This window comes from Escherichia sp. WS1451, assembly GCF_046487365.1.
Lineage (GTDB): Bacteria > Pseudomonadota > Gammaproteobacteria > Enterobacterales > Enterobacteriaceae > Escherichia > Escherichia coli.
On record NZ_JBJQJP010000002.1, the window covers coordinates 491,165 to 517,575 of the forward strand.

Annotated in this window: 20 protein-coding genes and 1 pseudogene; 14 read left to right on the top strand and 7 right to left on the bottom strand. The window is 49.1% G+C overall.

What is annotated here, in order from left to right:
- Positions 1 to 40: 40 nt before the first annotated feature.
- From maeA to ACJHX7_RS05225, 3 genes are all read left to right on the top strand, one after another.
- Positions 41 to 1,738, top strand: a complete 1,698-nt coding sequence (gene maeA / locus ACJHX7_RS05215) for a malate dehydrogenase (RefSeq protein WP_000433471.1) — start codon at positions 41 to 43, stop codon at positions 1,736 to 1,738.
- 133 nt (positions 1,739 to 1,871) lie between these two features.
- Positions 1,872 to 2,882: an alcohol dehydrogenase AdhP gene (gene adhP, locus ACJHX7_RS05220; protein WP_000642407.1), complete on the top strand. Its 1,011-nt coding sequence runs from the start codon at positions 1,872 to 1,874 to the stop codon at positions 2,880 to 2,882.
- A gap of 145 nt (positions 2,883 to 3,027) precedes the next feature.
- On the top strand, positions 3,028 to 3,312 hold the full coding sequence (locus ACJHX7_RS05225) for a HigA family addiction module antitoxin (protein WP_000781370.1): 285 nt from the start codon (positions 3,028 to 3,030) through the stop codon (positions 3,310 to 3,312).
- Positions 3,313 to 3,362: 50 nt separating this feature from the next.
- Here the strand turns inward: ACJHX7_RS05225 and fdnI are convergent, their stop codons facing one another.
- From fdnI to fdnG, 3 genes are read right to left on the bottom strand one after another with little or no spacing between them, the layout of a single operon-like run.
- Entirely contained in the window at positions 3,363 to 4,016 is a 654-nt protein-coding gene (gene fdnI, locus ACJHX7_RS05230) for a formate dehydrogenase-N subunit gamma (protein WP_000045648.1), read from the bottom strand.
- On the bottom strand, positions 4,009 to 4,893 hold the full coding sequence (gene fdnH, locus ACJHX7_RS05235; protein WP_001240581.1) for a formate dehydrogenase N subunit beta: 885 nt from the start codon (positions 4,891 to 4,893) through the stop codon (positions 4,009 to 4,011). The genes fdnI and fdnH overlap by 8 nt, the downstream gene beginning before the upstream one ends.
- 12 nt (positions 4,894 to 4,905) lie before the next feature.
- Complete coding sequence (gene fdnG / locus ACJHX7_RS05240; RefSeq protein ID WP_157908352.1) at positions 4,906 to 7,953, bottom strand: formate dehydrogenase-N subunit alpha; 3,048 nt, start codon at positions 7,951 to 7,953, stop codon at positions 4,906 to 4,908.
- A 231-nt stretch (positions 7,954 to 8,184) separates the two neighbouring features.
- Here fdnG and yddG point away from each other — a divergent pair, with 231 nt between their 5' ends.
- The 10 genes and pseudogenes from yddG (at position 8,185) to ACJHX7_RS05290 (ending at position 22,591) form a co-directional block, all read left to right on the top strand.
- Positions 8,185 to 9,066: an aromatic amino acid efflux DMT transporter YddG gene (yddG, locus tag ACJHX7_RS05245; RefSeq protein ID WP_000198203.1), complete on the top strand. Its 882-nt coding sequence runs from the start codon at positions 8,185 to 8,187 to the stop codon at positions 9,064 to 9,066.
- Between the two features lie 257 nt (positions 9,067 to 9,323).
- On the top strand, positions 9,324 to 10,424 hold the full coding sequence (gene ompC / locus ACJHX7_RS05250) for a porin OmpC (protein ID WP_000768393.1): 1,101 nt from the start codon (positions 9,324 to 9,326) through the stop codon (positions 10,422 to 10,424).
- A 760-nt stretch (positions 10,425 to 11,184) separates the two neighbouring features.
- Positions 11,185 to 11,472: pseudogene (locus tag ACJHX7_RS05255) on the top strand (leucine Rich Repeat family protein); the annotation flags it as partial.
- A gap of 443 nt (positions 11,473 to 11,915) precedes the next feature.
- A complete protein-coding gene (locus tag ACJHX7_RS05260; protein ID WP_094030483.1) occupies positions 11,916 to 13,172 on the top strand; it encodes a leucine-rich repeat domain-containing protein in 1,257 nt (418 codons plus the stop codon).
- Between the two features lie 309 nt (positions 13,173 to 13,481).
- Complete coding sequence (gene narU / locus ACJHX7_RS05265; protein WP_001207907.1) at positions 13,482 to 14,870, top strand: nitrate/nitrite transporter NarU; 1,389 nt, start codon at positions 13,482 to 13,484, stop codon at positions 14,868 to 14,870.
- Positions 14,871 to 14,964: 94 nt separating this feature from the next.
- Complete coding sequence (narZ, locus tag ACJHX7_RS05270) at positions 14,965 to 18,705, top strand: nitrate reductase Z subunit alpha (RefSeq protein ID WP_001361907.1); 3,741 nt, start codon at positions 14,965 to 14,967, stop codon at positions 18,703 to 18,705.
- Entirely contained in the window at positions 18,702 to 20,246 is a 1,545-nt protein-coding gene (gene narH / locus ACJHX7_RS05275; RefSeq protein WP_000702550.1) for a nitrate reductase subunit beta, read from the top strand. The genes narZ and narH overlap by 4 nt, the downstream gene beginning before the upstream one ends.
- Positions 20,246 to 20,941 carry a nitrate reductase molybdenum cofactor assembly chaperone gene (gene narW / locus ACJHX7_RS05280; protein ID WP_077737842.1) on the top strand — a complete coding sequence of 232 codons (696 nt, stop codon included), beginning with the start codon at positions 20,246 to 20,248 and terminating at the stop codon, positions 20,939 to 20,941. The genes narH and narW overlap by 1 nt, the downstream gene beginning before the upstream one ends.
- Positions 20,938 to 21,618, top strand: a complete 681-nt coding sequence (gene narI, locus ACJHX7_RS05285) for a respiratory nitrate reductase subunit gamma (RefSeq protein WP_000617136.1) — start codon at positions 20,938 to 20,940, stop codon at positions 21,616 to 21,618. Before narW ends, narI begins: the two co-directional genes overlap by 4 nt.
- Before the next feature lie 79 nt (positions 21,619 to 21,697).
- A complete protein-coding gene (locus ACJHX7_RS05290) occupies positions 21,698 to 22,591 on the top strand; it encodes a PhzF family isomerase (protein ID WP_094030482.1) in 894 nt (297 codons plus the stop codon).
- Positions 22,592 to 22,686: 95 nt separating this feature from the next.
- On the opposite strand, the gene nhoA is transcribed toward ACJHX7_RS05290, so the two are convergent.
- Complete coding sequence (gene nhoA, locus ACJHX7_RS05295) at positions 22,687 to 23,532, bottom strand: N-hydroxyarylamine O-acetyltransferase (RefSeq protein ID WP_094030481.1); 846 nt, start codon at positions 23,530 to 23,532, stop codon at positions 22,687 to 22,689.
- 174 nt (positions 23,533 to 23,706) lie between these two features.
- Between nhoA and ACJHX7_RS05300 the strand changes: the two genes are divergently transcribed.
- Positions 23,707 to 24,276, top strand: coding sequence for a flavin reductase family protein (locus ACJHX7_RS05300; RefSeq protein WP_000085928.1), 570 nt, complete (start codon positions 23,707 to 23,709; stop codon positions 24,274 to 24,276).
- A 3-nt stretch (positions 24,277 to 24,279) separates the two neighbouring features.
- Here ACJHX7_RS05300 and pptA read toward each other — a convergent pair whose 3' ends face one another.
- The 3 genes from pptA to ACJHX7_RS05315 form a co-directional block, all read right to left on the bottom strand.
- On the bottom strand, positions 24,280 to 24,507 hold the full coding sequence (gene pptA, locus ACJHX7_RS05305) for a tautomerase PptA (protein ID WP_001120144.1): 228 nt from the start codon (positions 24,505 to 24,507) through the stop codon (positions 24,280 to 24,282).
- A 383-nt stretch (positions 24,508 to 24,890) separates the two neighbouring features.
- Complete coding sequence (locus ACJHX7_RS05310) at positions 24,891 to 26,027, bottom strand: ISAs1-like element ISEc1 family transposase (protein ID WP_410231539.1); 1,137 nt, start codon at positions 26,025 to 26,027, stop codon at positions 24,891 to 24,893.
- A gap of 189 nt (positions 26,028 to 26,216) precedes the next feature.
- Positions 26,217 to 26,411 (bottom strand): transposase (locus tag ACJHX7_RS05315; RefSeq protein WP_410003950.1); only part of this gene is annotated, 195 nt, incomplete at its 5' end.

Sequence of the window (26,411 nt, forward strand, 5' to 3'; positions counted from 1 at the left end):
AAGCGTGCCAGGGATGGATATTCAAAAAAGAGTGAGTGACATGGAACCAAAAACAAAAAAACAGCGTTCGCTTTATATCCCTTACGCTGGCCCTGTATTGCTGGAATTTCCGTTGTTGAATAAAGGCAGCGCCTTCAGCATGGAAGAACGCCGTAACTTCAACCTGCTGGGGTTACTGCCGGAAGTGGTCGAAACCATCGAAGAACAAGCGGAACGAGCATGGATCCAGTATCAGGGATTCAAAACCGAAATCGACAAACACATCTACCTGCGTAACATCCAGGACACTAACGAAACCCTCTTCTACCGTCTGGTAAACAATCATCTTGATGAGATGATGCCAGTCATTTACACCCCAACCGTCGGCGCAGCCTGTGAGCGTTTTTCTGAGATCTACCGCCGTTCACGCGGTGTGTTTATCTCTTACCAGAACCGCCACAATATGGACGATATTCTGCAAAACGTACCAAACCATAATATCAAAGTGATTGTGGTGACTGACGGCGAACGTATTCTGGGGCTTGGTGACCAGGGCATCGGCGGGATGGGCATTCCGATCGGTAAACTGTCACTCTATACCGCCTGTGGCGGCATCAGCCCGGCGTATACCCTTCCGGTGGTGCTGGATGTCGGGACGAACAACCAACAGCTGCTTAACGATCCGCTGTATATGGGCTGGCGTAATCCGCGTATCACTGACGACGAATACTATGAATTCGTTGATGAATTTATCCAGGCTGTGAAACAACGCTGGCCGGACGTACTGTTGCAGTTTGAAGACTTCGCACAAAAAAATGCGATGCCGTTACTTAACCGCTATCGCAATGAAATTTGTTCTTTTAACGATGACATTCAGGGCACCGCGGCGGTAACGGTCGGCACACTGATCGCAGCCAGCCGCGCGGCGGGTGGTCAACTGAGCGAGAAAAAGATTGTCTTCCTCGGCGCAGGCTCTGCGGGGTGCGGGATTGCCGAAATGATCATTGCCCAGACTCAGCGTGAAGGATTAAGCGAGGAAACGGCGCGGCAGAAAGTCTTTATGGTCGATCGCTTTGGCCTGCTGACCGACAAGATGCCGAACCTGCTGCCTTTCCAGACCAAACTGGTGCAGAAACGCGAAAACCTCAGTGACTGGGATACCGACAGCGATGTGCTGTCACTGCTGGATGTGGTGCGCAATGTAAAACCAGATATTCTGATTGGCGTCTCAGGACAGACCGGGCTGTTTACGGAAGAGATCATCCGTGAGATGCATAAACACTGTCCGCGTCCGATCGTGATGCCGCTGTCTAACCCGACGTCACGCGTGGAAGCCACACCGCAGGACATTATCGCCTGGACTGAAGGTAACGCGCTGGTCGCCACTGGCAGTCCGTTTAATCCAGTGGTATGGAAAGATAAAATCTACCCTATCGCCCAGTGTAATAACGCCTTTATTTTCCCGGGCATCGGGCTGGGTGTTATTGCTTCCGGCGCGTCACGTATCACCGATGAGATGCTGATGTCGGCAAGTGAAACGCTTGCTCAGTATTCGCCGCTGGTCCTGAACGGCGAAGGTCTGGTACTGCCGGAACTGAAAGATATACAGAAAGTCTCCCGCGCAATTGCGTTTGCGGTTGGCAAAATGGCGCAGCAGCAAGGCGTGGCGGTGAAAACCTCCGCCGAAGCTCTGCAACAGGCCATTGATGATAATTTCTGGCAAGCCGAATACCGCGACTACCGCCGTACCTCCATCTAAGCCTGCGCCCGGTAGTGAAGGCTACCGGGCAATTTCCCTCTCCCTTTTTCAGATCTCATCCATACTGGGTAGTGGCGAATAAATCTCATTTGCCTCACCTGCTATGCAGAACATCATCCGAAAAGGAGGAACTATGAAGGCTGCAGTTGTTACGAAGGATCATCATGTTGACGTTACGGATAAAACACTGCGCTCACTGAAACATGGCGAAGCCCTGCTGAAAATGGAGTGTTGTGGTGTATGTCATACCGATCTTCATGTTAAGAATGGCGATTTTGGTGACAAAACCGGCGTGATTCTGGGACACGAAGGTATTGGTGTGGTGGCAGAAGTTGGCCCAGGTGTCACTTCATTAAAACCAGGCGATCGTGCCAGCGTGGCGTGGTTCTATGAAGGATGCGGTCATTGCGAATACTGTAACAGTGGTAACGAAACGCTCTGCCGTTCAGTAAAAAATGCCGGATACAGCGTTGATGGCGGGATGGCTGAAGAATGCATCGTGGTCGCCGATTACGCGGTTAAAGTGCCGGATGGCCTGGACTCGGCGGCGGCCAGCAGCATTACCTGTGCGGGGGTCACCACCTACAAAGCCGTTAAGCTGTCAAAAATTCGTCCAGGGCAGTGGATTGCTATCTACGGTCTTGGCGGTCTGGGTAACCTCGCCCTGCAATACGCGAAGAATGTCTTTAACGCCAAAGTGATCGCCATTGATGTCAATGATGAGCAGTTAAAACTGGCAACCGAAATGGGCGCTGATTTAGCGATTAACTCACGCACCGAAGACGCCGCCAAAATTGTGCAGGAAAAAACCGGTGGCGCTCACGCTGCGGTGGTGACAGCGGTAGCTAAAGCTGCGTTTAACTCGGCAGTTGATGCTGTCCGTGCAGGCGGGCGTGTTGTGGCAGTCGGTCTGCCGCCGGAGTCTATGAGCCTGGATATCCCACGCCTTGTGCTGGATGGTATTGAAGTGGTCGGTTCGCTGGTCGGCACGCGCCAGGATTTAACTGAAGCCTTCCAGTTTGCCGCCGAAGGCAAAGTGGTACCGAAGGTCGCCCTGCGTCCGTTAGCGGACATCAACACAATCTTTACTGAGATGGAAGAAGGCAAAATCCGTGGCCGTATGGTGATTGATTTCCGCCGCTAAGAGGCCTTTGCTGCGACTGCCATGTTCGGGTCGCAGCATCGCAAACTCTCCAACATGAAATGGCTAAATGGATTATTGTTGCGTAGGAAGGAACAATAATGATAGTGTTCCTGGTGAAGGAACGCTACTGAGAGTAAAGACACTGATGAAAATGGCCAATCATCCCCGCCCAGGAGACATTATTCAGGAATCACTGGACGAACTTAATGTCAGCCTGCGCGAGTTTGCCAGAGCAATGGAAATTGCTCCCTCAACGGCAAGCCGATTGCTGACCGGAAAAGCAGCTTTGACGCCAGAAATGGCAATTAAACTTTCCGTGGTGATCGGCAGTTCGCCGCAAATGTGGCTGAATCTGCAAAACGCCTGGAGCCTGGCAGAGGCTGAAAAAACGGTGGATGTGTCGCGACTGCGCCGTCTGGTTACGCAATAAAAAAATGGCGCTTCTTAAAGCGCCATTTTCAGCTTAAAGTTCAAAAGAGATTATATCCCTTCTTCACTCTCTTTTTTCGCTTCTGCCTTCTCGATTTCACGATACCAGCGCGGATGGTGTTTCTTCGCCCAGCGACGGCTCACCTTCCCTTCGATCATCCCTTTAATCGATCCTTTCACCCAGAATGCCATATACATATGGATCAGGATGGCGTGGATCAGGATGATACCCGCAGCCGCGTGAATCAGCAGGCTGTAGCGAACAACCTGCATCGGGAAGTACTGCGCAAAGTACGGACGCCAGATAATCACCCCGGTCACCAGCAGCACGAAAATCATGCTCATGATCGACCAGAACATCATCTTCTGCCCGGCGTTGTACTTACCAACATCCGCCACTTTGTGCTCATTGCCTTTTAATACTTCGACAATGTTCAACAGCCACGGAATATCTTTCTTATCCGGGATGTTGTGATGCACAAAACGCACAAACATAAACATCAGCGCGACGAAAATCGCAATGCCGAAGAACGGGTGCAAAATGCGTCCCATCTGCGGCGTACCGAAGGTTTGCGTCAGCCATTGCAGCGTCGGGAAGAAGAACGAAATCCCGGACAGCGCCACCAGGAAGAAGCAAATCACCACGGTCCAGTGACAGGCGCGATCAATAAACTTGGTGCGCACAATCATTTTCGACTTACTCATGATGCTCCTCCTCGTCATCGTCCACTTCCTTATTCGGGCCAATACCGATGTAGTGGAAAATCAACCCGGCAAAAGTGGCGATAAAGCCAGCCGCTGCCAGCGGTTTCAACGCGCCTTTCCACAAGTTCACCGATGTGTCGATCTTCGGATCTTTCGGCAGACCGTGATACAGCTCCGGCTGATCGGCGTGATGCAACACGTACATGACGTGCGTACCACCGACCCCTTCCGGGTTGTAGACGCCAGCATGTTCGTAACCACGCGCTTTCAGTTTCGCCACGCGCTGTTCCGCCAGCTCCAGCATCTCCTTCTTGGTGCCGAAGTGGATAGCCCCGGTCGGACAGGTTTTCACACAAGCTGGTTCCTGGCCGACGCTGACGCGATCGACGCAGAGCGTGCATTTATATACCCGGTTATCCTCTTTGTTGAGGCGCGGAATATTAAACGGACACCCGGCAATGCAGTAACCACAGCCGATGCAGTTTTCCGACTGGAAATCGACAATCCCGTTAGCGTACTGAATGATTGCACCAGCAGACGGGCACGCCTTCAGGCAGCCCGGATCTTCACAGTGCATACAGCCGTCTTTACGGATCAGCCACTCCAGCTTGCCGTTCTGTTCGGTTTCGCTAAAGCGCATCACAGTCCAGGACTTGGCGCTCAGATCGGCGGGGTTATCGTAAACCCCGACGCAGTGCCCCACTTCATCACGGATGTCGTTCCACTCCGAACACGCCACCTGACAGGCTTTACAGCCGATACAGGTGGAAACGTCGATAAGTTTTGCGACTTCTGCTTTGTAATCACGCACCTGCGAAGGCGGCGTGATGGAGTTAGTTGCGGACCTTTTGATAATGTCCTGCGTTTCCATAGCCATCTGTTCGCCCCCTTACGCCTTCTCGATGTTGACTAAGAACGCTTTATATTCCGGCGTTTGCGAGTTTGCATCACCGACATTCGGCGTCAGAGTGTTAGCGATATAACCTTTACGCGCGACACCCTCAAAGCCCCAGTGGATTGGAATACCCACCGTTTCAACCTGCTGACCGTTTACATTCAGCGGTTTCAGACGGCGCGTTACCACCGCCACCGCGCGGATAAAGCCACGCTTGCTTGAGACAGTGACACGATCGCCATTATTAATGCCTTTCGCCGCCGCCAGCGTTTCGCTGATTTCCACAAACTGTTCCGGCTGAGCAATTGCGTTGAGCAACGCGTGCTTGGTCCAGGTGTGGAAGTGCTCGGTCAGACGATAGGTCGTACCCACATACGGGAACTGCTCTTTTTTACCCATCCGCAGCGCGTCTTGTTCATACAGACGAACCACCGGGTTAGACACCACGTTCGGATGCAGCGGGTTAGTGCCCAGCGGCGTTTCGATTGGCTCGTAGTGTTCCGGGAACGGACCTTCCGCCATTTTGTTGATGGCAAACAGGCGTCCCATCCCTTCCGGCTGCATGATAAACGGCCCGGTTGGCGTACCCGGTGCGGCATTGCCGAAGTCCGGAATATCGTTACCCGTCCACTTGCTACCGTTCCACTGGATCAGCATCCGTTTCGGATCCCACGGTTTACCGTTGATATCAGCCGAAGCACGGTTGTAGAGTACGCGACGGTTGAGCGGCCACGCCCAGGCCCATCCCAGCGTATTCCCCAGACCGGACGGGTCGGAGTTATCGCGGTTAGCCATCTGGTTGCCCTGCTCTGTCCAGCTACCGGTGTAGATCCAGCAAGACGATGCGGTTGTACCGTCATCACGCAGATGCGCAAAGCTACTCAGCAACTGACCTTTCTTCGCAATCAGCACGCCATTGGCATCATAGAGATCTTCCAGCGCGTAGCCGTTGTTCTCTTTAGCTACTTCGTCAGATTGCGGTTCGTGCGGCTGCTTGTAGTTCCAGCTCATCTTCATCAGCGGTTCTACGCCTTTACCACCTTCGGCCTGGTACAACTCGCGCAGATGATGGTAGATACCCGCCAGAATTTCGCCGTCGTTACGCGCTTCGCCCGGCGCGTCCTGACCTTTCCAGTGCCACTGCAACCAGCGACCGGAGTTAGCGATAGAACCATCTTCTTCAGCAAAGCAGGTCGAAGGTAGACGGAATACTTCAGTCTGAATAGACGCCGGATCGACATCGTTCGACTCGCCGTGGTTCTGCCAGAAGGTAGAAGTTTCAGTCACCAGCGGATCGATTACCACCATGTACTTCAGCTTGCTCAGGCAGCTCACCACTTTGTTTTTGTCCGGGAAGGACGCAACCGGGTTAAAGCCCTGGCAGAAATAACCGGTGACTTTGCCTTCGTCCATCATGTTGAAATACTTGATGACGTCGTAGGTCTGGTCCCACTTCGGCAGCCAGTCGTAGCCCCAGTTGTTCTCTTTCTGCGCGGCATCGCCGTAGAAAGATTTCATCAGGCTAACGAAGAACTTCGGATAGTTGCTCCAGTAGTTCACCTGATCAGCCAGCGTCGCTTTCGGCGTATTCGCTTCCAGATACGACTGCAAATCAACCTGTTTTTCTGACGGCAGCGTCAGATAACCCGGCAGGCTGGTTGAGAGCAGACCTAAGTCGGTCAGGCCCTGAATGTTGGAGTGACCACGCAATGCGTTCACGCCGCCACCGGCCATACCCATGTTACCGAGCAGCAACTGGATCATCGCCATAGTACGGATGTTCTGCGCACCCACGGTGTGCTGCGTCCAGCCCAGCGCGTACAGGAAGGTGGTTGTGCGATCCGGTGCGCTGGTGGAGGCCAGCACTTCACACACTTTCAGGAAGTCGGCTTTTGGCGTACCGCAGATGTTTTCTACTACGTCCGGCGTGTAGCGGGAAACGTGCGCTTTCAGCAAGTTCCACACACAGCGCGGATGAGTCAGTGTTTCATCGCGTTTCGCATAGCCGTTTTCATCGAACTGATAGTTCCAGGACGATTTATCGTACTGGCGTTTTTCAGCGTCATAACCGCTGAACAGGCCATCTTCGAAAGCAAAATCATCACGCACCAGCAGGCTGGCGTTGGTGTAATGCTTAACGTATTCGGCGTTGATTTTGTTGTTTTCGGTCAGGTAGCGCAAAACGCCAGACAGGAACGTAATGTCCGTACCGGAACGAATAGGTGCGTAAATATCCGCTACAGAAGCGGTACGCGTAAAACGGGGATCGACAACGATCAAGGTTGCATCGTTGTTGTTTTTCGCTTCCATCGCCCAGCGGAAACCGACGGGATGCGCTTCAGCAGCGTTACCACCCATCACCATTACGACGTTAGCGTTTTTGATATCCACCCAGTGGTTGGTCATCGCACCGCGACCAAATGTTGGAGCAAGACTTGCTACCGTTGGTCCGTGTCAGACGCGCGCCTGGTTGTCTACCGCCAGCATCCCGAGGGAGCGGGCAAATTTTTGAGTCAGCATCCCGGTTTCGTTGCTGGCACCGGAGGCACACAGCATACCGGTAGAAAGCCAACGGTTTACCGTTACGCCCTGCTCGTTCTTTTCAATAAAGTTAGCGTCACGGTCAGCTTTCATCAGCTTCGCAATACGGGAGAATGCTTCATCCCAGCTAATACGCTGCCATTTATCAGAACCTGGCGCACGATATTCCGGGTAGCGCAGACGGTTTTCGCTGTTGACGTAATCCAGCAAACCGGCCCCTTTCGGGCACAGCGCACCACGGCTTACCGGATGATCCGGGTCACCTTCAATGTGATAAATCGCTTCTCTGGCGTTTTTCGCGCCATCACCCAGGCTATACATCAATAGCCCGCAACCTACGGAACAGTATGTGCAGGTGTTACGGATCTCTTTAGCGCGTAATAATTTGTAGTTTCGCGCCTGAGCCAGTGCTTGCTTTGGGGCAAAGCCCAATGCCGCTACTGTTGTTCCAGCCATACCGCCCGCGCAGATTTTAAAAAATTGTCTGCGACTGACGTCCATTGCTTTCCTCTTTTTTCAGGGGTATTACTGCGCGAGGAAACTAACAGTAAAATTCTGAATCTTTTTGCGCGAAATCAAAAAGAACACGTGTTTGCCACAAAATAATCCGCCTGCGCAAATTGACCTACCTCAATAGCGGTAGAAAAACGCACCACTGCCTGACAGGCCAGTTAAAAAAATGCTATAAAATTCAGCTTAATTTTTAACGGCAAGAGAGACAAAACAGCGAGCATGACACGACAAAAAGCAACGCTCATAGGGCTAATAGCGATCGTCCTGTGGAGCACGATGGTAGGATTGATTCGCGGTGTCAGTGAGGGGCTCGGCCCGGTCGGCGGCGCAGCTGCTATCTATTCATTAAGCGGGCTGCTGTTAATCTTCACGGTTGGATTTCCGCGTATTCGGCAGATCCCGAAAGGCTATTTACTCGCCGGGTGTCTGTTATTCGTCAGCTATGAAATCTGTCTGGCGCTTTCCTTAGGATATGCGGCGACCCGTCATCAGGCGATTGAAGTGGGTATGGTGAACTATCTGTGGCCCAGCCTGACAATTCTCTTTGCCATTCTGTTTAATGGTCAGAAAACCAACTGGCTGATTGTACCAGGATTATTATTAGCCCTGGTTGGCGTCTGCTGGGTGTTAGGTGGTGACAATGGGTTACATTATGATGAAATCATCAATAATATCACCACCAGCCCATTGAGTTATTTCCTGGCGTTTATTGGTGCGTTTATCTGGGCAGCCTATTGCACAGTAACGAATAAATACGCACGCGGATTTAACGGAATTACCGTTTTTGTCCTGCTAACGGGAGCAAGTCTGTGGGTTTACTATTTTCTCACGCCACAACCAGAAATGGTATTTAGCACGCCAGTCATGATTAAACTCATCTCTGCGGCATTTACCTTAGGATTTGCTTATGCTGCATGGAACGTCGGTATATTACATGGCAACGTCACCATTATGGCGGTAGGTTCGTATTTTACGCCCGTCCTTTCCTCAGCGCTTGCAGCCGTGCTGCTCAGCGCCCCGCTGTCGTTCTCGTTCTGGCAAGGCGCGCTAATGGTCTGCGGCGGTTCCCTGCTCTGCTGGCTGGCGACACGTCGTGGCTAAAATAATTGTCGGGTCTACGGCCCGGCAGTTAATCAGATAAATTCCGACAATATAAAAAATAAATTTCAAATACCAGTAGTTCACCTTATATTTCATTTCGACTTCGATCACATATCGATAAATAATATTATTTCATCTATTTTTCTCATTGTGTTTAATCACCATTCCATTTTAAAAACAGTATGTCATTTATAAATGACGTCGTTTAAAATTCGTTTAGAAAATACGTTTAACGATAATTAAAAGGATTCTGTTAAATGAAATTAAAAATAGTTGCGGTGGTTGTAACTGGTTTGTTAGCTGCGAACGTAGCACACGCTGCCGAAGTCTATAACAAGGATGGTAATAAACTCGACCTTTATGGCAAGGTTACCGCTCTACGTTATTTTACTGATGATAAGCGTGACGATGGTGATAAAACTTATGCCCGTCTCGGCTTTAAAGGAGAAACGCAAATCAATGATCAAATGATTGGTTTTGGTCACTGGGAATATGATTTTAAAGGCTATAACGATGAAGCCAACGGCTCGCGCGGTAACAAGACCCGTCTGGCCTATGCAGGTTTAAAAATTAGTGAATTTGGCTCTCTGGACTATGGTCGTAACTACGGTGTCGGCTATGACATTGGTTCATGGACCGATATGTTGCCAGAATTTGGTGGCGATACCTGGAGTCAGAAAGATGTCTTCATGACATACCGTACTACCGGTGTGGCAACCTATCGCAACTACGATTTCTTCGGCTTAATTGAAGGTCTGAACTTTGCCGCGCAATATCAAGGCAAAAATGAACGCACTGACAATGGTCATCTTTATGGTGCTGACTACACGCGTGCCAATGGTGACGGTTTCGGTATCTCCTCAACTTATGTTTATGATGGCTTTGGTATCGGTGCGGTGTATACCAAATCCGATCGGACAAATGCGCAGGAAAGAGCCGCTGCTAATCCTCTCAATGCCTCCGGTAAGAATGCAGAACTGTGGGCTACAGGTATAAAATATGATGCCAACAACATCTACTTTGCAGCTAATTACGCTGAAACATTAAACATGACCACCTATGGCGATGGTTATATCTCTAACAAAGCACAAAGTTTTGAAGTAGTGGCACAATATCAATTCGACTTCGGCTTGCGCCCATCACTCGCTTACCTGAAATCGAAAGGCAGAGATCTGGGCCGCTACGGCGACCAGGACATGATTGAGTATATCGACGTTGGTGCGACGTATTTCTTCAACAAAAATATGTCGACCTATGTTGATTATAAAATCAACCTGATTGATGAAAGTGACTTTACCCGTGCCGTAGATATTCGCACCGATAACATCGTCGCAACGGGAATTACCTATCAGTTCTAACATCCTCTCCTGACCAGCCCTTCTCTGGGCTGGTTTTTGATTTAAGTGCTGCTGTATGACTCCTTAAGTAAAAATGAGCAATTTTTGATATATCTGGTCATTCACCTCAATTAATATTATTCCATACCCTCCGGGGACATCTTACTATAATATTTATTGATGAGTGATTATGACCAATATTAATACAGCTTGTGTAAAAAATAATGCCAGTTATCAATTAAATAACGCATTACCTAACAAAGAAACCATCTCCAGCAATTTTTGTGAACGACTGGCACAATGGGGTAATAAGTCGCTTAATAATGGTGAAGAAAGAGCAATTGCCGTGGAGCGAATTAAAGAAGCTTACAATTCGAACATGGCATCTCTTGATTTGTCATATCTTGATTTGAGTGAGTTACCCCCTATCCCCTCGACAGTTAACACGTTAAATCTGGAAAACAATTGTCTCACTTGTCTTGACTTTACTGACAATGCCAGCCTCGTCAATATCAACCTCAGCTTTAATAAAATTAAAACGATAACCTTTCCAAATCAATCAAAACTGGAAAATATTTATATTGATCACAACAATCTGGAAAATTTGGATTTAAAAAATCAGCTTTCATTGGTTAACCTGGAAGCGCAAAATAACAACCTGACAAAAATTAATATTTCTGATAGTTATAAACTGAAATTTCTTAATCTTGATTATAACAAGCTAGCATCGCTGGATCTTTCCCGGCAAGAATCTCTGATTGAGTTAAGTGCCCATCACAACATGATCAATGACCTTATATTACACAATCACCCCATAGTGGAGAAAATCACTTTAAACGACAACCATATTGCACATTTAAACGCGAAAACCACTACAAAACTGGAATATTTAAACTTAAGCAATAACAATTTATTGCCAACAGATGACATTGATCAATTAATATCATCAAAACATCTTTGGCATGTATTAGTTAACGGCATCAACAATGATCCCCTTGCCCAAATGCAGTACTGGACTGCAGTAAGAAATATAATTGATGACACTAATGAAGTGACCATTGATTTATCTTATAACCTGGCAATCACAAATATCGATACCAGCGATGAACATCTTGTAGAAGTAAGCGAGAATTCCGAAGGAAATCATATAAAAGACAATGACTCAATGTCTATTCGTTATAGATCAAAACATTATTCCAGAGAGTACGCTTTAATAGAAGAAGAAACAATATTTTCTGACGCAGAACTAAAAGCCATTCTGCCTATGCATCGCATGTACGGGGTTGGTGACTATAAGTCAAATTCCTCTTCTCTACCCTCACACTCGGGGCTAAAGGACCCAACGGGCACACCCGTCTGTTATTATATTCATAATGAGGATAAACCTTCCTTAGGTTTTGGTCCAACATCCAATAATTGGTTAAGCCAATCCTTTACAACAGAGTTATAAAACACATCCTGATTTATCAAGGGTAATAAATCATTAAAATAAAGCATTACTACGGAGCAGTTATGAAATTCCCTTCAATATTTAATAAAATAAATCCACAATCCATACAGCAACATCCAGAAAAAAATGAACTTAACTGGATGCTCGAATTAAATCAATGGAAAGCAGAACGCATACTTACAGGTGAAATCCATCGTCCGGAATGCCGAAACGAAGCCGCTAAAAGGATAAATTGTGCTTTTTTGTCGAAACAGAATGATATTGATTTATCAGGACTTAATTTAACTACCCAACCACCAGGGCTGCAAAACTTCACCTCTATCAATCTTGATAATAACCAACTCACACATTTTGATACAACCACCTACGATAGACTCGTAAAGCTTAGTCTGAATAGTAATGCTCTTGAGTCAATAAATTTTCCTCAAGGTAGAAATGTAAGCATTACACATATATCTATGAATAATAATCCTCTCAGAAATATTGATATAGATCGGCTTTCATCAATTACTTATTTTAGTGCGGCACATAATCAACTAGAGTTTGTGCAATTAGAATGTTGCGAAAGGCTGCAGTACCTGAATCTCAGCCACAATCAATTAACTGATATTGTGGCAGGAAATAAAGATGAACTTTTACTGCTGGATCTATCCCATAATAAACTAACAAGTTTACATAATGCCTTATTCCCCAACTTGAATACGTTACTTATCAACAACAACTTGCTTTCTGAAATTAAAATATTCTTTAGCAACTTCTGCAATGTTCAGACATTAAACGCTGCGAACAATCAGTTGGAAAAAATAAACCTTCATTTCCTGACTTATCTTTCATCTATCAAAAGTTTAAGGCTGGACAATAATAAAATAACCCGCATTGACACTAAGAATACATCCGATATTGGAACTTTATTCCCCATAATAAAACAGAGCAAAAACTTAAATTTTTTAAATGTTTCTGGGAAGAACAATTGCCCTACTATGCAGCTCATGTTATTTAATTTATTTTCCCCAGCACTTAAGCTTAATACTGGCCTGGCAATTCTTTCGCCTGGTGCATTTGAAGTTCACTCTGACGGAGTAGATGTGGATAACGAATTGTTTCACTATACTATTAAAGAAGCATATACCCCATATAATATACACACTTATAAAACAGAAGAAGTTGTAAATCAGATGAATATAAAAACTAAAAATATGACATTAGATGAAATAAACAATACTTACTGTAATAACGATTATTACAATGAGGCGATAAGAGAGGAACCGATAGACTTTCTGGACAGATCGTTTTCCTCCAGCTCATGGCCTTTTCAGTGAATAAATCATCACTAATTCTATAAGTGTCTGGTCTTGTTGTGAATATAGTTAATATGCAACCCTTCAGATTCACGATCTGAAGGGTTGAAACATGACATACGTTCAAAGATTAACCCCCGTTTGATGGTTACATTTAGTAACACATATCTGTCTGTTTAATCCACATTCTGCCTCCGCAGTTACGCTTTCTTATCTATTCTTCTAATCAGCACTTCACCTGATTCATCCTTAATTCTAATAACTGGCTATTGCGCCTTACCTCCTGTTTTGTCTTTTTTTCATTACCAATGTGTGCATGTGAGGAACAATATGGCACTGCAAAATGAGAAAAATAGTCGTTATCTTTTACGCGACTGGAAACCAGAAAATCCGGCCTTCTGGGAAAATAAAGGAAAACATATTGCACGAAGAAACCTCTGGATATCAGTCAGTTGTCTACTTCTTGCCTTCTGTGTCTGGATGCTATTTAGCGCAGTTACTGTTAATCTCAATAAAATCGGTTTTAATTTCACTACCGATCAACTCTTTTTATTAACCGCATTACCCTCCGTTTCTGGCGCATTATTACGTGTCCCCTACTCCTTTATGGTGCCTATATTCGGTGGACGCCGATGGACGGTTTTTAGTACTGCAATCCTGATTATTCCTTGCGTCTGGCTCGGAATTGCCGTGCAGAATCCGAATACTCCTTTTGGGATATTTATCGTTATCGCTTTGCTATGCGGTTTTGCAGGTGCGAACTTTGCTTCGAGCATGGGCAATATCAGTTTCTTCTTCCCAAAAGCCAAACAAGGGAGCGCACTTGGGATTAATGGCGGATTAGGAAACTTAGGTGTAAGTGTGATGCAGCTGGTTGCACCGCTGGTCATTTTTGTACCCGTATTTGCCTTTCTCGGCGTCAATGGCGTACCGCAGGCCGACGGTTCGGTGATGTCGCTGGCGAATGCCGCATGGATTTGGGTGCCATTACTGGCGATTGCCACGATCGCCGCCTGGTCAGGGATGAATGATATCGCCAGTTCACGCGCGTCAATTGCCGACCAGCTGCCAGTGTTACAACGCCTGCATCTCTGGCTGCTGAGCCTGCTTTACCTTGCCACCTTCGGTTCGTTTATCGGTTTTTCTGCGGGTTTTGCCATGCTGGCGAAAACTCAGTTCCCGGATGTGAATATTCTGCGCCTGGCGTTCTTTGGCCCATTTATCGGTGCCATCGCGCGATCGGTTGGTGGTGCTATTTCCGATAAATTCGGCGGCGTGCGGGTGACGTTGATCAACTTCATTTTTATGGCGATTTTCAGCGCCCTGCTGTTCCTTACCTTACCGGGCACAGGCTCCGGTAATTTCATCGCATTTTACGCCGTATTTATGGGGCTGTTTCTGACCGCGGGTCTGGGAAGTGGTTCTACTTTCCAGATGATCGCCGTCATCTTTCGCCAGATAACCATTTATCGGGTGAAGATGAAAGGCGGTAGTGATGAGCAAGCTCAAAGAGAAGCCGTCACCGAAACGGCAGCCGCTCTGGGCTTTATCTCAGCCATTGGCGCAGTGGGCGGCTTTTTTATTCCGCAGGCGTTTGGCATGTCGCTCAATATGACCGGCTCTCCGGTGGGCGCGATGAAAGTGTTTTTAATCTTCTACATCGTTTGCGTGCTACTGACCTGGCTGGTTTATGGTCGGCGGAAGTTCAGCCAAAAATAAGAGATCGATGCCTGACACGTCTTATCAGGCTACAACCGTGTCGCGTCCGACAAGGCATCAGATCCCAATTCATTCCTAGAGCAGGAGTTATGTCATGAGTAAACTTTTGGATCGCTTTCGCTACTTCAAACAAAAGGGCGAAACCTTTGCCGATGGTCACGGACAGGTGATGCATAGCAACCGCGACTGGGAGGACAGCTATCGCCAGCGTTGGCAGTTCGACAAAATCGTGCGTTCCACCCACGGTGTTAACTGTACAGGCTCCTGTAGCTGGAAAATCTACGTTAAAAATGGTCTGGTGACCTGGGAAATCCAACAGACCGACTACCCGCGCACTCGCCCTGACCTGCCAAATCACGAACCTCGCGGCTGCCCGCGTGGCGCAAGTTACTCCTGGTATCTCTACAGCGCTAACCGCCTGAAATACCCGCTCATTCGTAAACGACTGATTGAACTGTGGCGCGAAGCCCTCAAGCAACACAGCGATCCGGTACTGGCGTGGGCATCAATTATGAACGATCCGCAAAAGTGCCTGAGCTACAAACAAGTACGTGGACGCGGCGGCTTTATCCGCTCCAACTGGCAGGAGCTAAACCAGCTGATTGCCGCTGCTAACGTCTGGACCATCAAAACTTACGGCCCGGATCGCGTTGCCGGTTTCTCGCCGATCCCGGCGATGTCGATGGTTTCTTACGCCGCCGGAACACGTTATCTGTCGCTGTTAGGTGGCACCTGTTTAAGCTTCTACGACTGGTATTGCGACCTGCCGCCCGCCTCGCCGATGACCTGGGGCGAGCAAACCGACGTACCGGAATCTGCCGACTGGTATAACTCCAGTTACATCATCGCCTGGGGGTCTAACGTACCGCAGACACGTACGCCGGACGCCCATTTCTTTACCGAAGTACGCTACAAAGGCACTAAAACCATCGCCATTACCCCTGACTACTCTGAAGTGGCCAAATTGTGCGACCAGTGGCTGGCACCGAAACAAGGCACTGATAGTGCCCTGGCAATGGCAATGGGCCATGTCATTTTAAAAGAGTTTCATCTCGATAATCCCAGCGACTACTTTATCAACTACTGCCGCCGCTACAGCGACATGCCGATGCTGGTAATGCTGGAACCTCGCGACGACGGCAGCTACGTTCCCGGGCGCATGGTCCGCGCGTCTGACCTGGTAGATGGACTGGGCGAAAGCAATAATCCGCAGTGGAAAACCGTGGCAGTTAATACCGCAGGTGAACTGGTGGTGCCGAACGGTTCGATTGGTTTTCGCTGGGGAGAAAAAGGCAAATGGAATCTGGAATCCATTGCCGCCGGTACGGAAAACGAATTGTCGTTAACTCTGCTCGGTCAACATGATGCCGTTGCAGGCGTGGCCTTCCCCTACTTTGGCGGCATTGAAAATCCGCATTTTCGCCGCGTAAAACACAATCCGGTCCTGGTGCGCCAATTGCCCGTTAAAAACCTGACATTAGCCGATGGCAACACCTGTCCGGTCGTCAGCGTTTATGATTTGGTACTGGCGAATTATGGCCTCGATCGCGGGCTGGAAGATGAAAACAGCGCGAAAGATTACGCTGAAATCAAACCGTACACCCCAGCCTGGGGTGAGCAAATTACCGGCGTGCCGCGCCAGTATATTGAAACCATCGCCCGTGAATTTGCCGATACCGCCCATAAAACGCATGGGCGTTCGATGATTATCCTCGGTGCTGGCGTCAACCATTGGTATCACATGGACATGAACTACCGTGGGATGATCAACATGCTGATCTTCTGCGGTTGTGTCGGGCAAAGCGGTGGCGGCTGGGCACACTATGTCGGTCAGGAAAAACTGCGCCCGCAAACCGGCTGGTTGCCACTGGCCTTTGCGCTCGACTGGAACCGACCACCGCGCCAGATGAACAGCACCTCGTTTTTCTACAATCATTCCAGCCAATGGCGCTATGAAAAAGTCTCTGCTCAGGAGTTACTTTCACCGCTGGCCGATGCCAGTAAGTACAGCGGTCATCTGATTGATTTCAACGTTCGCGCCGAACGTATGGGCTGGCTACCTTCTGCGCCGCAGTTGGGGCGTAATCCGCTCGGGATTAAAGCTGAAGCCGACAAGGCCGGATTATCTCCCACAGAATTCACCGCCCAGGCGCTGAAATCGGGCGATTTACGTATGGCCTGCGAACAACCAGATAGCGGCAGCAATCATCCGCGTAATTTGTTTGTCTGGCGTTCTAACCTGCTTGGCTCCTCCGGCAAAGGTCACGAGTATATGCAGAAGTATCTGCTGGGAACCGAAAGTGGGATTCAGGGTCAGGAACTCGGTGCCAGCGACGGGATCAAACCAGAAGAAGTCGAGTGGCAAACTGCGGCGATTGAAGGCAAGCTCGACCTGCTGGTGACGCTCGACTTCCGTATGTCCAGTACCTGCCTGTTCTCCGATATCGTTCTGCCCACCGCCACCTGGTACGAAAAAGACGATATGAACACCTCGGATATGCATCCGTTTATTCATCCGCTTTCTGCGGCGGTCGATCCGGCGTGGGAATCACGCAGCGACTGGGAAATCTACAAAGGTATCGCCAAAGCATTTTCGCAACTGTGCGTGGGTCATCTTGGCAAAGAAACCGACGTGGTATTACAACCACTGCTACATGACTCTCCGGCAGAACTCTCCCAGCCGTGTGAAGTGCTCGACTGGCGCAAAGGCGAATGCGATCTGATCCCGGGTAAAACCGCGCCCAATATTGTGGCGGTGGAACGCGACTACCCTGCTACCTATGAACGCTTTACCTCGCTCGGGCCATTGATGGACAAACTTGGCAACGGCGGTAAAGGGATTTCGTGGAATACCCAGGATGAAATCGATTTCCTCGGCAAACTCAACTACACCAAGCGTGAAGGCCCGGCACAGGGGCGTCCGCTGATTGACACCGCCATTGACGCATCAGAAGTGATTCTGGCTCTTGCACCGGAAACCAACGGTCATGTTGCAGTCAAAGCGTGGCAGGCGCTGGGCGAGATCACCGGACGCGAACATACCCATCTGGCGCTGCACAAAGAGGACGAGAAGATTCGCTTTCGCGATATTCAGGCGCAGCCACGTAAAATTATCTCCAGCCCCACATGGTCCGGTCTGGAAAGCGATCACGTTTCCTATAACGCGGGATACACCAACGTTCATGAGTTAATTCCGTGGCGCACGCTGTCGGGACGCCAGCAGCTCTATCAGGATCATCCGTGGATGCGTGCTTTTGGTGAAAGCCTGGTGGCTTATCGCCCGCCTATTGACACCCGTAGCGTCAGTGAAATGCGCCAGATACCGCCAAACGGCTTCCCGGAAAAAGCACTTAACTTCCTGACGCCGCACCAGAAATGGGGCATTCACTCAACCTACAGTGAAAACCTGCTAATGCTGACGCTCTCTCGCGGTGGACCAATTGTCTGGATCAGCGAAACCGATGCCCGTGAACTGACCATTGTCGATAACGACTGGGTGGAAGTGTTTAACGCCAACGGCGCGCTGACGGCCCGCGCGGTGGTCAGCCAACGTGTACCGCCGGGCATGACCATGATGTATCACGCCCAGGAACGCATTATGAATATTCCTGGTTCGGAAGTAACTGGCATGCGCGGCGGCATTCATAACTCGGTCACCCGCGTTTGTCCGAAACCAACGCATATGATTGGCGGTTACGCGCAGCTGGCCTGGGGCTTTAACTACTACGGCACCGTCGGCTCGAACCGCGACGAATTCATCATGATCCGCAAGATGAAGAACGTTAACTGGCTGGATGATGAAGGTCGCGATCAGGTACAGGAGGCGAAAAAATGAAAATACGTTCGCAAGTCGGCATGGTGCTTAACCTCGATAAATGTATTGGCTGCCATACCTGTTCGGTGACCTGTAAAAACGTCTGGACCGGACGCGAAGGCATGGAGTACGCATGGTTTAACAACGTCGAAACCAAACCGGGCATTGGTTATCCGAAAAACTGGGAAGATCAGGAAGAGTGGCAAGGCGGCTGGGTGCGTGATGTGAATGGCAAGATCCGCCCGCGTCTGGGCAGCAAGATGGGCGTAATAACCAAAATCTTCGCCAACCCGGTGGTGCCGCAGATTGATGATTACTACGAACCTTTCACCTTCGACTACGAACATTTGCATAGCGCACCGGAAGGCAAACATATCCCTACTGCTCGCCCGCGTTCACTGATTGACGGCAAACGGATGGACAAAGTGATCTGGGGGCCAAACTGGGAAGAATTGTTGGGCGGCGAATTCGAAAAACGCGCCCGTGACCGCAACTTCGAGGCCATGCAAAAGGAGATGTACGGGCAGTTTGAAAACACCTTCATGATGTACCTGCCGCGCTTGTGCGAACACTGTCTCAATCCCAGTTGCGTGGCGACCTGCCCAAGCGGCGCTATCTACAAACGCGAAGAAGACGGCATTGTGCTGATCGATCAGGATAAATGCCGTGGCTGGCGTTTGTGCATTAGCGGTTGTCCGTACAAAAAAATCTACTTCAACTGGAAAAGCGGCAAGTCAGAAAAATGTATCTTCTGTTACCCACGAATTGAGTCAGGCCAACCCACCGTGTGCTCAGAAACCTGCGTGGGTCGCATCCGATATCTGGGCGTGCTGCTTTACGACGCCGACCGCATCGAGGAAGCGGCGAGCACCGAGCGCGAAGTTGACCTCTATGAACGCCAGTGCGAAGTGTTCCTCGATCCGCACGATCCCTCGGTGATCGAGGAAGCCCTGAAACAAGGTATTCCACAAAACGTGATTGACGCTGCCCAGCGTTCGCCAGTCTACAAAATGGCAATGGACTGGAAACTGGCGCTACCGCTGCACCCTGAATACCGCACCCTGCCGATGGTCTGGTACGTTCCGCCGCTGTCACCGATTCAGTCCTACGCTGATGCGGGAGGTTTGCCGAAAAGCGAAGGCGTGCTGCCCGCCATCGAAAGCCTGCGTATTCCGGTGCAATATCTCGCCAATATGTTGAGTGCCGGCGATACCGGTCCGGTACTGCGGGCGCTGAAACGGATGATGGCGATGCGCCACTATATGCGTTCACAAACCGTGGAAGGCGTTACCGATACCCGCGCCATTGACGAAGTAGGCCTGAGCATCGCCCAGGTCGAAGAGATGTATCGCTACCTCGCCATTGCCAACTATGAAGACCGTTTTGTCATTCCAACCAGTCATCGGGAAATGGCGGGCGATGCCTTTGCTGAACGCAACGGCTGCGGTTTTACCTTTGGCGACGGTTGCCATGGCTCGGACAGCAAATTCAACCTGTTCAACAGTAGCCGTATCGATGCCATCAACATCACCGAAGTGCGCGACAAAGCGGAGGGCGAATAATGCAGATCCTCAAAGTGATCGGCCTGTTGATGGAGTATCCGGACGAGCTGTTGTGGGAATGCAAGGAGGACGCGCTGGCGTTGATCCGCCGCGACGCGCCGATGCTTACGGATTTTACCCGCAACCTGCTTAACGCGCCGCTGCTGGATAAACAGGCCGAATGGTGCGAAGTGTTTGACCGTGGACGTACCACATCGCTGCTGCTGTTCGAACATGTTCATGCCGAGTCCCGCGATCGCGGCCAGGCAATGGTGGACCTGCTGGCGGAGTATGAAAAGGTCGGCCTGCAGTTGGATTGTCGAGAACTGCCCGATTATCTACCGCTGTATCTGGAGTACTTAAGCGTACTGCCGGACGATCAGGCGAAAGAAGGCTTGCTCAACGTTGCGCCGATCCTCGCCCTGCTTGGCGGACGCTTAAAACAACGCGAGGCACCGTGGTACGCGTTATTTGACACCATGTTGCAACTGGCAGGAAGCCCTCTGTCAAGTGACAGCGTCACAAAACAGATTCGCAGTGAAGAGCGTGACGACACCCGCCAGGCGCTGGATGCGGTGTGGGAAGAAGAACAGGTGAAGTTTATTGAAGATAACGCCACGGCGTGTGACAGCTCGCCGCTTAATCAATATCAGCGACGCTTTAGCCAGGATGTCGCGCCGCAGTATGTCGACATCAGTGCGGGAGGTGGGAAATGATTCAGTATCTGAACGTCTTTTTTTATGATATCTACCCGTACTTGTGTGGCACGGTTTTTATCCTTGGAAGCTGGCTGCGCTACGATTACGGGCAGTATACCTGGCGCGCCGCCTCCAGCCAGATGCTGGATAAACGCGGGATGGTGCTGTGGTCGAACTTGTTCCATATCGGCATTCTGGGGATCTTCTTCGGTCATCTGTTCGGCATGTTAACGCCGCACTGGATGTACGCGTGGTTTCTGCCGGTGGCGGTAAAACAGCAGATGGCGATGATCCTCGGCGGAATATGTGGGGTATTGACGCTGATTGGCGGTGCGGGACTACTGGTGCGTCGTTTAACAAATCCGCGTATCAGGGCGACGTCTTCTGGTGCGGATATACTGATCCTCGCCATTTTGTTAATTCAGTGCATTCTTGGGTTAACCACCATTCCTTTTTCAGCACAACATCCGGACGGCAGTGAAATGATGAAGCTGGTGGGCTGGGCGCAAAGCATTGTCACTTTCCAGGGCGGTGCATCTACGCATCTTGATGGTGTCGCCTTTATATTCCGCGTTCATCTGGTGCTTGGAATGACCATCTTTCTGCTCTTCCCGTTCACCCGACTGGTGCATGTCTGGAGCGCGCCGTTTGAGTACTTTACTCGTCGGTATCAGATTGTGCGTTCGCGGCGTTAATTCTCTCGCGGGCCGGATAGCTCTTCGCTCTCCGGCCACTTGCAGGCTATGATAGTTCTCCAGCCACAGGAGAACATTAATGAAACCGCAGGTTTACCACGTCGATGCTTTTACCTCTCAACCGTTTCGCGGCAATTCTGCCGATGTTGTTTTCCCCGCCGATAATCTTAGCGAAGCGCAAATGCAGCTTATCGCCCGCGAGTTAGGTCATTCGGAAACTGCTTTTCTGCTGCACAGCGACGACAGCGATGTGCGCATCCGCTACTTTACGCCAACGGTTGAAGTGCCGATTTGTGGTCACGCGACAGTAGCTGCGCACTATGTACGTGCAAAGGTGTTAGGTTTAGGAAATTGCACCGTCTGGCAAACGTCGCGGGCAGGAAAACATCGTGTGACTATCGAAAAGCAAAATGATGATTATCGTATTTCGCTGGAACAAGGTACTCCAGGCTTTGAGCCACCGCTGAAAGGTGAAACACGTGCAGCGATTATCAACGCGCTTCATCTCACTGAAGACGATATTTTGCAAGGCTTGCCAATCCAGGTGGCTACCACAGGACACTCAAAAGTGATGATTCCACTGAAGCCGGAAGTGGATATCGACGCCCTTTCGCCTGACCTTGCTGCGCTGACCACAATCAGCAAACAGATTGGCTGCAATGGTTTCTTCCCGTTCCAGATCCGCCCAGGCAAAAACGAAACCGATGGTCGCATGTTCTCGCCTGCGATTGGTATTGTGGAAGATCCGGTGACTGGCAATGCCAATGGCCCGATGGGTGCATGGTTAGTACATCACAACGTATTGCCACACGATGGCAACGTGTTGCGTGTTAAAGGCCATCAGGGGCGCGCATTAGGGCGTGAAGGCGTGATTGAAGTGACGGTGACAATTCGTGATAACCAACCGGAGAAAGTCACCATTTCTGGCACGGCGGTGATTTTGTTTCATGCCGAATGGGCAATTGAACTCTGAAACCGTTGCCTGATGCGCTTCGCTTATCAGGCCTACAACCGGACTAATGTATGCCGGATTAGGCATTTACGCCACATCCGGCAACCTGACATAAATTATTTTCCCGCCTCCGGGTGCGTATCAAACGCCGCCATCACCAGCGCTAACTCATCCACAGTAAAGCCATGTTTCGCATCATCTACGCCCAGACCAAACTGTTCCTGCATCACGGCATATAACGACGCCACATCTGGTAGATTTCGCTGCTCAACTGCGTGCCCATTTTCATAATGGGTAAAATGAAAATTGGTCAGTGTCAGCTTGCCGCCGTCCGGTAAATGGCGGCACATCAGCAAATGATGGCGAAAATGCGACTGCGGCCAATGCGCCGACCAGAAATTGCCCATCACATAATCGCTTTGTTGCTGCTCGCAGAGATCAAAACGGTACATCGACTGCCAGTGCTGATGATGATTAAACTGCAACACCCAATCATCACCCTCCTGCAACAACCGATACTCTCCGTGTGGCGTGGTCTGCACGAGCTCGGGAACTAACCGAATCGGCGCGGTTAGCGTCTGTCCACCGAAACCGACATCAGCAATCCATTTTTCCCCTTCCAGTTCCACCAACAACAAACGATGGGTGCGCGGCGGTAATGCTGGCGGATTTGATAACACTACGCGCCCTAACAAGCTGCGAACGTTAAACCCCAGCTCGCGTAACACACGCTCAAACACGCCATTCTGCTCAAAACAGTAACCACCACGACGGGCTGTCACCAGTTTCTCTTCCAGCGATTGATCATCAAGCTGTATTTCCCTTGGCAGCAAAACGTCGAGGTTTTCAAATGGAATGGTGCAATTGTGTTTCAGGTGCAATGCACGCAGCGTATCAATATTGGCCGCAGCAGCTCCCAACCAGTTAATACGGGCAAAATAATGATTCAGAATGGGCGTCATCAGGCGTTTCCCTTAGTGGTTTTCTCAACTTATAACCTGGAATAGACGCTGCACCGGCTATTTTGTGCGATCGCGGACATGCATCACGTTCGCAAATCGCCAATCCCGTTAATTTCGTTACTTATAGCGTTACGAGCTACGCTTTTAAAACACCCTTCTTAGCGAGGCGATACCGTGAGCCGATTCATCCCCGTCGAATTACACCATGCCAGCCGTCTGTTAAATCATGGCCCAACTGTCTTGATCACCAGTTTCGATGAGCAATCCCAGCGGCGTAACATTATGGCTGCAGCCTGGTCAATGCCGGTGGAGTTTGAACCGCCACGCGTCGCGATTGTGGTAGATAAATCGACATGGACCAGGGAGTTGATTGAACGTAACGGTAAATTTGGCATCGTTATCCCGGGCGTTGCAGCAACTAACTGGACGTGGGCGGTGGGAAGTGTGTCGGGGCGTGATGAAGATAAGTTTAATTGCTATGGTATTCCGGTTGTGAAAGGCCCGGTGCTTGGTTTGCCGCTGGTCGAGGAAAAATGTCTGGCGTGGATGGAGTGTCGCCTGCTACCTGCGACTTCTGCGCAAGAAAAATACGACACACTGTTTGGCGAGGTAGTATCAGCAGCGGCAGACGCACGGGTATTTGTTGAAGGCCGCTGGCAGTTTGATGATGATAAGCTCAATACGTTGCATCATTTAGGCGCTGGCACGTTTGTTACCAGCGGCAAGCGTGTTACGGCAGGTTAAGCATTACATGCTGTAACCAGGTTTCTTTATCAGCGTCTCCATTTGGGGCGCAATTTCGGCGTCCCAGATAGCTTGCCATGATTCTGGTTGAATCTGCTGTAGAGCAATGCTTATCGAACTGTCTTTACTGTTCAGATGGCGAATAATAACGTCGGTAATATCTGCAGCAAGTGCTGCTTTTTGTTGTTCGTCCAGTTCACGTGGAAAACATTTAATGTCTATGTGCGGCATGATTGTGCTCCTTTTGAAAGATGTCAGTAAAATTAACACACGTTGTGAATGTTATGTGTCCGGTGATGCTTTTTTACGGCAATAATGCCTACTTGAATTTGTACAGGTTTGTACTACACCCTTTTAAATAAAGCGCCAACAAAAACGTCAACTTGCAGAATATATTCTTCGCCAACATGCCATTAAGAAAACATCAAGTTCCCGGCTTGCCAATTTATTAACGCCCATTATAGTTATTCTTGCCCTCACAAAAATTTTCATCCGTAATTACCCCCAATAAAAGTCCATTCTGGATACGCTTAAGATGCAGCTTAATCATATTGTTAAAAGTCTGCGAATAACGGGATTATTCACCACCAGTTCTTTGCCACTCCAGGGAAAGATTACGAAAGCCCGCTCCCCGCAAGGACTGACGCCAGATAGTTTCTGTCCATGGCTGCTTTTCGCATCTTACGTCTTAACCCTGCCTTGAATACCTTATCATTCGTCAAAATATTAATAGCGATGTGCCGTATCCCTGAAAATAATTCTGCTGCATTTCCTCTTCTTATTTTGCAGTCGTCTTCATTCATTACCACGTCCAGACGCCAGTGCAGCTTATTCTCCACGTGCCAGTGGTTTCGGATTGCTGTGGCGAACTTCTCTGCGCTTAAATCAGCAGAACTGATATAATATCTGACCGTCATTTCTGGCTCTTTCTTTTGTTCTGCTATTATTGACCGAAAGGAGACTGCCACGCATAATTTCTTCAGACCTTTCCATTCAAACGTGAAATCAATAAGTTCATCAGGGACATCGCAAACAATATGAAGACGGATTTCTTCTCTGCCGTGACTTTTTTCACTAATTGCGTAACTGTCATGCTCTGGATTATTTAATTCTTTCAGTGGAAATTTTTCCTCAAAGGCTTTATTAAGCCGCCCCTGATTTCCTTTTACAGCGAATAAATAATCACCGCCCTGTTTTTGTATCTTCTCTGCAATATCTTTCTGGCAACCCATCGCATCAGTTGTGATGATTTTTCCTTTAATATCCAGCATGTTAAGAAGTTCTGGGATAGCTGTAATCTCATTGGATTTCTCATCCGTCTTGATCTGTCCGATGACCAGACTGTGCATTGTTGAGAACGCACTAATGACATGAATCGCTCCCCTGCGGCGGCTCTTGTCATAAGAATGCCGGAGCGTTTTTCCATCAATTGCAATGACGCCTTTATCATCTGAAGAATGGCAGTCACGCATCCAGTTAATAAAGCACTCGTGAAATTTTGCAGGACTGATACAGGATACAACTCTGGCAATGGTATCGTGAACAGGAATACCATTATCAAAATCACCATATTGCTTCAAAAAATCGAGATGTGTTTCCCCAAAATCCTCTATATCTTCCCAGCCTTCTGCACCCGAAATAACGGCACAAATAGTCAACAGTAGAATATCCGATAATTTATGTTCCACTTTCCAGGCTTGTCTGTAATCGGGGATAATAGAAATATGTTCCATCAATTTTTTAAGTTCCATTTTGTTCTCCTTAATTATGTAAGGAGTATTTGATCATGTATAAGCTATAAAAAACAGCTTTATGTAATGAGGAATATCTCAATTTTTAAACATAAAATGCGAATTGTTTAGTACAAAAAAGCAGCATTACGTGATCTTTCCCTGAGAGGAGTAACCGTTAATCCTAAAGGATCTATCCACAGGGCAAGATTACGAAAGCCCGCTCCCCGCAAGGACTGACGCCAGATAGTTTCTGTCCATGGCTGCTTTTCGCACCTTACGTCTTAACCCTGGCTTGAATACCTTATCATTCGTCAAAATATTAATAGCGATGTGCCGTATCCCTGAAAATAATTCTGCTGCATTTCCTCTTCTTATTTTGCAGTCGTCTTCATTCATTACCAC

Coding starts and splice junctions, on each gene's coding strand:
- maeA (WP_000433471.1), top strand. CDS start 41: ATGGAACCAAAAACAAAAAAACAGCGTTCGCTTTATATCCCTTACGCT.
- adhP (WP_000642407.1), top strand. CDS start 1,872: ATGAAGGCTGCAGTTGTTACGAAGGATCATCATGTTGACGTTACGGAT.
- ACJHX7_RS05225 (WP_000781370.1), top strand. CDS start 3,028: ATGAAAATGGCCAATCATCCCCGCCCAGGAGACATTATTCAGGAATCA.
- fdnI (WP_000045648.1), bottom strand. CDS start 4,016: ATGAGTAAGTCGAAAATGATTGTGCGCACCAAGTTTATTGATCGCGCC.
- fdnH (WP_001240581.1), bottom strand. CDS start 4,893: ATGGCTATGGAAACGCAGGACATTATCAAAAGGTCCGCAACTAACTCC.
- yddG (WP_000198203.1), top strand. CDS start 8,185: ATGACACGACAAAAAGCAACGCTCATAGGGCTAATAGCGATCGTCCTG.
- ompC (WP_000768393.1), top strand. CDS start 9,324: ATGAAATTAAAAATAGTTGCGGTGGTTGTAACTGGTTTGTTAGCTGCG.
- ACJHX7_RS05260 (WP_094030483.1), top strand. CDS start 11,916: ATGAAATTCCCTTCAATATTTAATAAAATAAATCCACAATCCATACAG.
- narU (WP_001207907.1), top strand. CDS start 13,482: ATGGCACTGCAAAATGAGAAAAATAGTCGTTATCTTTTACGCGACTGG.
- narZ (WP_001361907.1), top strand. CDS start 14,965: ATGAGTAAACTTTTGGATCGCTTTCGCTACTTCAAACAAAAGGGCGAA.
- narH (WP_000702550.1), top strand. CDS start 18,702: ATGAAAATACGTTCGCAAGTCGGCATGGTGCTTAACCTCGATAAATGT.
- narW (WP_077737842.1), top strand. CDS start 20,246: ATGCAGATCCTCAAAGTGATCGGCCTGTTGATGGAGTATCCGGACGAG.
- narI (WP_000617136.1), top strand. CDS start 20,938: ATGATTCAGTATCTGAACGTCTTTTTTTATGATATCTACCCGTACTTG.
- ACJHX7_RS05290 (WP_094030482.1), top strand. CDS start 21,698: ATGAAACCGCAGGTTTACCACGTCGATGCTTTTACCTCTCAACCGTTT.
- nhoA (WP_094030481.1), bottom strand. CDS start 23,532: ATGACGCCCATTCTGAATCATTATTTTGCCCGTATTAACTGGTTGGGA.
- pptA (WP_001120144.1), bottom strand. CDS start 24,507: ATGCCGCACATAGACATTAAATGTTTTCCACGTGAACTGGACGAACAA.
- ACJHX7_RS05310 (WP_410231539.1), bottom strand. CDS start 26,027: ATGGAACTTAAAAAATTGATGGAACATATTTCTATTATCCCCGATTAC.